The organism is Asanoa sp. NPDC050611 (assembly GCF_040654855.1).
Classification (GTDB): Bacteria; Actinomycetota; Actinomycetes; order Mycobacteriales; family Micromonosporaceae; genus Asanoa.
On the sequence record NZ_JBFAIU010000415.1, the window covers coordinates 1 to 5,825 of the forward strand.

The 5,825-nt window shown below is 70.0% G+C and carries 4 protein-coding genes; all 4 read right to left on the bottom strand.

From position 1 onward, the window contains the following. Positions 1–105 precede the first annotated feature (105 nt). The 4 genes from AB0H87_RS36860 to AB0H87_RS36875 all read right to left on the bottom strand — a co-directional run bounded on the left by AB0H87_RS36860 (position 106) and on the right by AB0H87_RS36875 (position 5,218). A complete protein-coding gene (locus AB0H87_RS36860) occupies positions 106–1,287 on the bottom strand; it encodes a Gfo/Idh/MocA family oxidoreductase (protein ID WP_360156779.1) in 1,182 nt (393 codons plus the stop codon). A gap of 62 nt (positions 1,288–1,349) precedes the next feature. Next, a complete protein-coding gene (locus tag AB0H87_RS36865) occupies positions 1,350–2,414 on the bottom strand; it encodes a substrate-binding domain-containing protein (protein ID WP_360156773.1) in 1,065 nt (354 codons plus the stop codon). A gap of 97 nt (positions 2,415–2,511) precedes the next feature. Continuing rightward, positions 2,512–3,597, bottom strand: coding sequence for an ABC transporter permease (locus AB0H87_RS36870; protein WP_360156776.1), 1,086 nt, complete (start codon positions 3,595–3,597; stop codon positions 2,512–2,514). 112 nt (positions 3,598–3,709) lie between these two features. Then, positions 3,710–5,218 carry a sugar ABC transporter ATP-binding protein gene (locus tag AB0H87_RS36875; RefSeq protein ID WP_360156782.1) on the bottom strand — a complete coding sequence of 503 codons (1,509 nt, stop codon included), beginning with the start codon at positions 5,216–5,218 and terminating at the stop codon, positions 3,710–3,712. Positions 5,219–5,825: the final 607 nt, after the last annotated feature.

Here is a 5,825-nt window from a genome sequence, read left to right on the forward strand (position 1 = left end):
CGCCAACCCGGGCCCGGCCCCCCCCCCACGACCGTATACCTCCGGTCGACCCGGCCCGCGGCGGGGCGCAACCGCGGCGGGACCCTCGCGGGTCGGCCCGAGGGGTCAGGCGGCTACTTCGGCGAGGGCCGGCTCGACGTCGGTCCAGACGGTGCCCTGCTCGGCCGATCGCGCCACCGCGTCCAGCACGAGCTGGACCTGGAGGGCGTCGACGAACGAGGGCGCCGGGTCGGTGCCGGTGGCGATGGCCTCGATGAAGTCGCGCATCTCGTGGGTGAAGGAGTGCTCGTAGCCGATGATGTGGCCCGGCGGCCACCAGGCGGCCATGTACGGGTGATCGGCTTCGGTGATCAGGATCCGGTTGAAGCCCTGCTCGGCGGTGGGCGCCGCCGAGTCGTAGAACTCCAGCTCGTTGAGGCGTTCCAGGTCGAACACCAGCGAGCCGAGCGACCCGTTGATCTCGACCCGCAGGCCGTTCTTGCGGCCGATCGCGAAGCGGCTCGCCTCGTACGTGGCGATCGCACCGCCGTCGAGCCGGGCCAGGAACAGCGCGGCGTCGTCGACCGTGACCTGCCCGGTGGCCGGAGCGTCGCCCCCGTTGCCGGACGAGGCGGCCAGGCCGCTCGACTCGCTCGGCAACGGGCGCTCCTTGACGAACGTCTCGGTCAGCGCGCTGACTCCGGTGATCTTCTGGCCGGTGACGTACTGGGTCAGGTCGATGATGTGCGCCCCGATGTCGCCGAGCGCACCGGAGCCCGCCTTGTCCTTCTGCAGCCGCCAGACCAGCGGGAACTGCGGATCGACGATCCAGTCCTGCAGGTAGACCGCGCGGACGTGGCGGATCACCCCGATCCGGCCGGACGCGATGAGCTGACGCATCATCGCGACGGCCGGCACGCGGCGATAGTTGAACCCGCACATCGACCGGATGCCGTCGGCCTGCGCCTTGACCGCCGCGGCGACCATCGCGCGGGCCTCGTCGACCGTGTTCGCCAGCGGCTTCTCGCACAGCACGTGCTTGCCGGCCGCCAGCGCCGCGATCGCGATCTCGGCGTGACTGTCGCCGGGGGTGCACACGTCGACGATGTCGATGTCGTCGCGTTCGACGACCTCGCGCCAGTCGGTCGTGTGCGCGTCCCAGCCGAGCTTCGCGGCCGCACCGGCGACCTTCGACTCGTCACGGCCGCAGATCAGGGCCATCCGGGCCCGTGCCGGCAGGTCGAACGCCACGTTCACGGTGCGCCACGCGGTGGAGTGCGCGGCGCCCATGAACGCGTAGCCGACCATGCCGACCCGCAGCTCGCGGTCCTGGAGGGAATGTGAATCAGTGGACAAGGTGGGTCTCCCTCTTAAACGAACCCGAGCGGGAGGTAGGTGCTCGCGTTCTCCTTGGTGATCGTCTCCGAGGCCAGGATGATCTCCTTCGGCACCTGGAGCTCGACCAGGTCGGACATCCCCTTGCCCTGAGCGATGAGCCGCGCGAGCGAGATGGCCGACGAGGCCATCGACGGGCTGTACGTGACCGTGCACTTCAGCACCGAGTTGTCGGCCTGGATGGCCTCGATCGCGGCCTTCGAGCCGGCGCCGCCGACCATGAGGAACTCGTCGCGGTTGGCCTGCTTCGCCGCGGCGAGGACCCCGATGCCCTGGTCGTCGTCGTGGTTCCAGAGCGCGTCCATCTTCGGCAGCGCCTGCAGGAGCTGGCTCATCTCGGCCTGGCCGGTGTCGACGGTGAAGCCCGCCGCGCGCCGGTTGGTGACCTTGAGACCGGCCGCCTTGAGGGCGGCGTTGAAGCCGGCGGTGCGCTCCTGGGTCAGCTCCAGGTTGTCGATGCCGGCGATCTCGCCGATGATCGGGTTGCTGACGCCCTTCTTCTTCATCTCCTCGGCGATGTAGTTGCCCGCCGCGACGCCCATGCCGTAGTTGTCGCCCTTGATCTGCAGGCGATAGGCCAGCGCGTCCGGGAAGGCGCGGTCGAGGTTGACGACCGGGATGCCGGCCTTCATCGCCTCGAGGCCGAACGCGTTGAGCTCCTTGCCGTCGTGCGGCAGCAGCACGATCACGTCGGGCTTCTGCGAGATCATCGTCGACAGCGCCGAACGCTGTGCGGCGGCGTCGGCGCCGGCCTCGACCGTGCTGAACGTGACGTCCGAGTACTCCGCGGCCTGCGCCTTGGCGTTGCTCGTGATGGCCGCGATCCAGCCGTGGTCGGCGGCGGGCGCCGAGAAGCCGATCGTGACCTTCTTGCCAGGCGCCGAGTTGGCGTTCGGCGAGGCGTTGTTGTTGCCCTGCGTCTGCGCGTTGTTGTTGCCGTCGCCGCTGTCGTTGCTCGTGCAAGCGGCGAGGAGAGCACCGGCGCCGAGCGCGGCACCGCCGAGCAGGAACCGCCGGCGGACCGGGTCGTGCTGGGTCATTGACGACCTCCTGGATTCTCAACTTGCGGGGGTAACAGGGTGTGCATTTCCTGGCGACCGTCCTGTGCGGATGGTCACCGTGGACGCTGTGGAGCGATCAGCTGGGCGCGGTGACCCGATTCCGTTTGAAGAACAGGGACACCGAGTTGAAGCGGAACTGCTGGATGAGCACGGCGGCGACGATGATGCCGCCCTTGACCATGTTCTGGACCTCGCTCGAAAGGGCGTTGATCGTGAACAGGTTGGTGATGGTGGAGAAGATGACGACGCCGAGCAGCGAACCGACGATCGTGCCCCGGCCGCCGCTGAGCAGCGTGCCGCCGATGATCACCGCGGCGATCGCGTCGAGCTCGTAGTTGGTGGCCATGGCCGCCTGCGCCGAGGTGCCGATCGAGGTGAGCATGATCGCGCCGATGCCGCAGCAGAGCCCCGCGAGGGCGTACAGCATCATCGTGTGCAGTCGGACGTTGATGCCGGCGAGGCGGGCCGCCTCGACGTTGCCGCCGATCGCCACCGTGCGGCGACCGAACGTGGTGCGGTTGAGGAGGATCCAACCGAGGACCACGACGACGCCGAGGATCCAGACCAGGATCGGCACGCCGAGGAAGCTCTCCGCGGCGATGCTGTTGATCGTCTGGTTGTCCGTCTGCTGGGTCTGCTTGTTGGAGATCCAGGCGGCCAGGCCCCGGGCGGCGACCAGCATCGCCAGTGTGGCGATGAACGGGACCAGGCGTCCGTACGAGATCAGGAAGCCGTTGATCAGTCCGACGGCCAGACCGACGGCGAGCGCCGTGAAGATCATGCCGAAGGTGCCGTAGCTCTGCGTGGCCACCGTCGTGCACCACACGCCCGCCAGGGCGATGATGGCGCCGACCGAGAGGTCGATGCCGCCGCCGATGATCACGAAGGTCATGCCGACCGCGACCACACCGACGGTGGAGCCGAGCTTGAGGATCGCCCAGACGTTGCTGACGAACCAGCCTTCCTGGCCGTAGAGGTCGGGCTGGGTGATGATGCCGATCACGATCAGACCGGCCAGGACGGCGATCAGGCCCAGATTGCGCCGGGTCGCCTCGCCGGCGTCGCTGTTCCACCAGCCGTTGCCGCGCGGGCCGTCCGGCTCCGGACCGCCGCCCAGGGCCTCCTTGACGGCCGGCGCCGTCTGCGCGGGCAGCCCGGTCATCGCTGGTCTCCGCTCGCGGCGCTGGTCAGGACGGTCATGCCGGATCCCCACTTCGTGGTGACCCGCCCTGACCGGGGCGGGCTGTGTCGATGATGACCTCGCCAAGACTCGGTCATGCGGGCGCACCTTCCATCAAGGACCCCGCCATGACGAGGTCGAGCACCGTGTCTTCGTCGAGCTCCTCGGCACGCGCCTGGCGGACGACCCGGCCTTCGCGCATCACCACGACCCGGTCGCTGAGTCCGAGGACCTCCGGAACTTCGCTGGAAACCAGCAGCACCCCGACGCCTTGCGCCGCGAGCGCGTGAATCACCTGGTACAACTCGGCCCGGGCGCCGACGTCGACGCCGCGGGTGGGTTCGTCGAGCAGCAGCAGCTCGGTGTCGCCGAGCAGCCAGCGCCCGACCACCACCTTCTGCTGGTTGCCGCCGGAGAGCGTGCCCACCGGTCGGCGCACGTCGCGCGGGCGCAGTTCGAGCCGGTCGGCCACCTTGCCGGCCTCGGCCCGCTCCTTGCCCGTGTCGGTGAAGCCGAACCTGGCGATCCGGCTGAACGTCGAGAGGGTCATGTTGCGGTAGATCGGCTCGCCGAGCAGCAGCGCCTGGGTCTTGCGCTCCTCCGGCGCCATCCCCATGCCGGCGCGCACGGCCGCGCCGACCGCACCCGGCCGCAGCGCCTTGCCCTTGACGAAGATCCTGCCGCTCTCCGCCTGGCGCGCGCCGAAGATGGTCTCCAGCAGCTCCGAGCGGCCGGAGCCGACGAGACCGGCGATGCCGACGATCTCGCCCTTGCCGACGGTCAGCGAGACGTCGGTGAACTCGCCCGCGCGGCCGAGCCCTTCGACCCGCAGGAGCTCGTCCGTCGCCGGCGGCTTCTCGGTGCGCGGCGGGAAGACGTACTCGATGGTCCGTCCGGTCATCCGGCTGACCAGCTCGCGCGTCGGCGTCGTGCGGGCCGCGAGGTTGGCGGCGGTGGTCCGGCCGTCCTTGAGGACGGTGACCCGGTCGCCGATCTCGCGGATCTCCTCGAGCCGGTGCGAGATGTAGATGACGGCGATGCCCTGCGCGGTCAACTCCCGGATGATCCGGAAGAGGTTCTCGACCTCGTCGTGCGCGAGCACGGCACTCGGCTCGTCCATGATGATCAGCTTGGCGTCGTGCGACAGCGCGCGGGCCATGCTGACCACCTGCTTGCCGGCGGCGGGCAGGGTGCGCACCATCCGGTTGGGCGCGATCTCACCGTGCCCGAGCCGGGACAGGATCTCGCGGGTACGCCGGTTGATGGTGCCGCGACGCAGGAAGCCGGCGACCTTGGGCTCGTGCCCGAGGAACGCGTTCTCGCCGATCGAGAGATCGTCGACGAGGTCGAGCTCCTGGTAGATGGTCGCGATCCCGGCCTTGTTGGCGGCCTGCGGGTTGGCGAACCGGACCTGCTCACCGAGCCACTCGACGCTGCCGGAGTCGGGTTGGTGCGCCCCGGAGAGCACCTTGATCAAAGTCGACTTCCCGGCGCCGTTCTGGCCGAGGAGACAGTGCACCTCGCCGGCGCGCACCTCGAGCTGCACACCGTCGAGCGCGCGTACGCCGGGGAAGGTCTTGACCACGTCGGTCAGCCGCAGCACGACGGGCCGCTCGGCGCCGTCGCTGCTGGCGTCGCCGGGATCGACGCTGTCGGGCCCGGCCACGGCCTGACCGTCCCGGACCACGCCGTCACCGGCGCCGTCGTCCGTGACGTCACTGTCCACTTCGTCCGGAGCGGCGTGCCGGGGGCGCGGCACCCGAGCGGACACGTCGGCGCGCTCCTTCGCCGCTTCGCTTCCGCTGCCGGATGAATCCGCGTCGTCGCTCGCCGCCGCTTCGGATGCGGTGGTCGAGTCACTGCCGGGCTCAGCCCCGTTGCCTGCGTCGGCCTCGGCGGCGGCGGTTTCGGTTTTAACGGAATCGGCGCCGGCGGCCTTGTCGGCCGGGGTGCCGTTGGGGGTTGGTTTCGGGTCGTCGGCGGCGCCGGATGGCGCGCCTTGGGCGGTGCTCTCGGTCATGACGCCTCCATGAAGGCCATGTCACTGGCCAGCACCGCCGCGCCGGTCACGCCTGCGCGGCTGCCGAGTTCGGAGAGGACCACCGGCAGGTTGCCGCCCGACGCCCAGCGCGAACAGGCCGAGGACCTCGTCGCCGCGGCGTTGCACCGCATCGACGCGCCCCAGGTGCTCGTCGGTGGCGAGAAACTGG

Bases quoted from the DNA above. Each gene is read 5' to 3' on its own strand.
- AB0H87_RS36870 (WP_360156776.1), bottom strand. From the start codon at position 3,597: ATGACCGGGCTGCCCGCGCAGACGGCGCCGGCCGTCAAGGAGGCCCTG.
- AB0H87_RS36865 (WP_360156773.1), bottom strand. From the start codon at position 2,414: ATGACCCAGCACGACCCGGTCCGCCGGCGGTTCCTGCTCGGCGGTGCC.
- AB0H87_RS36860 (WP_360156779.1), bottom strand. From the start codon at position 1,287: ATGGTCGGCTACGCGTTCATGGGCGCCGCGCACTCCACCGCGTGGCGC.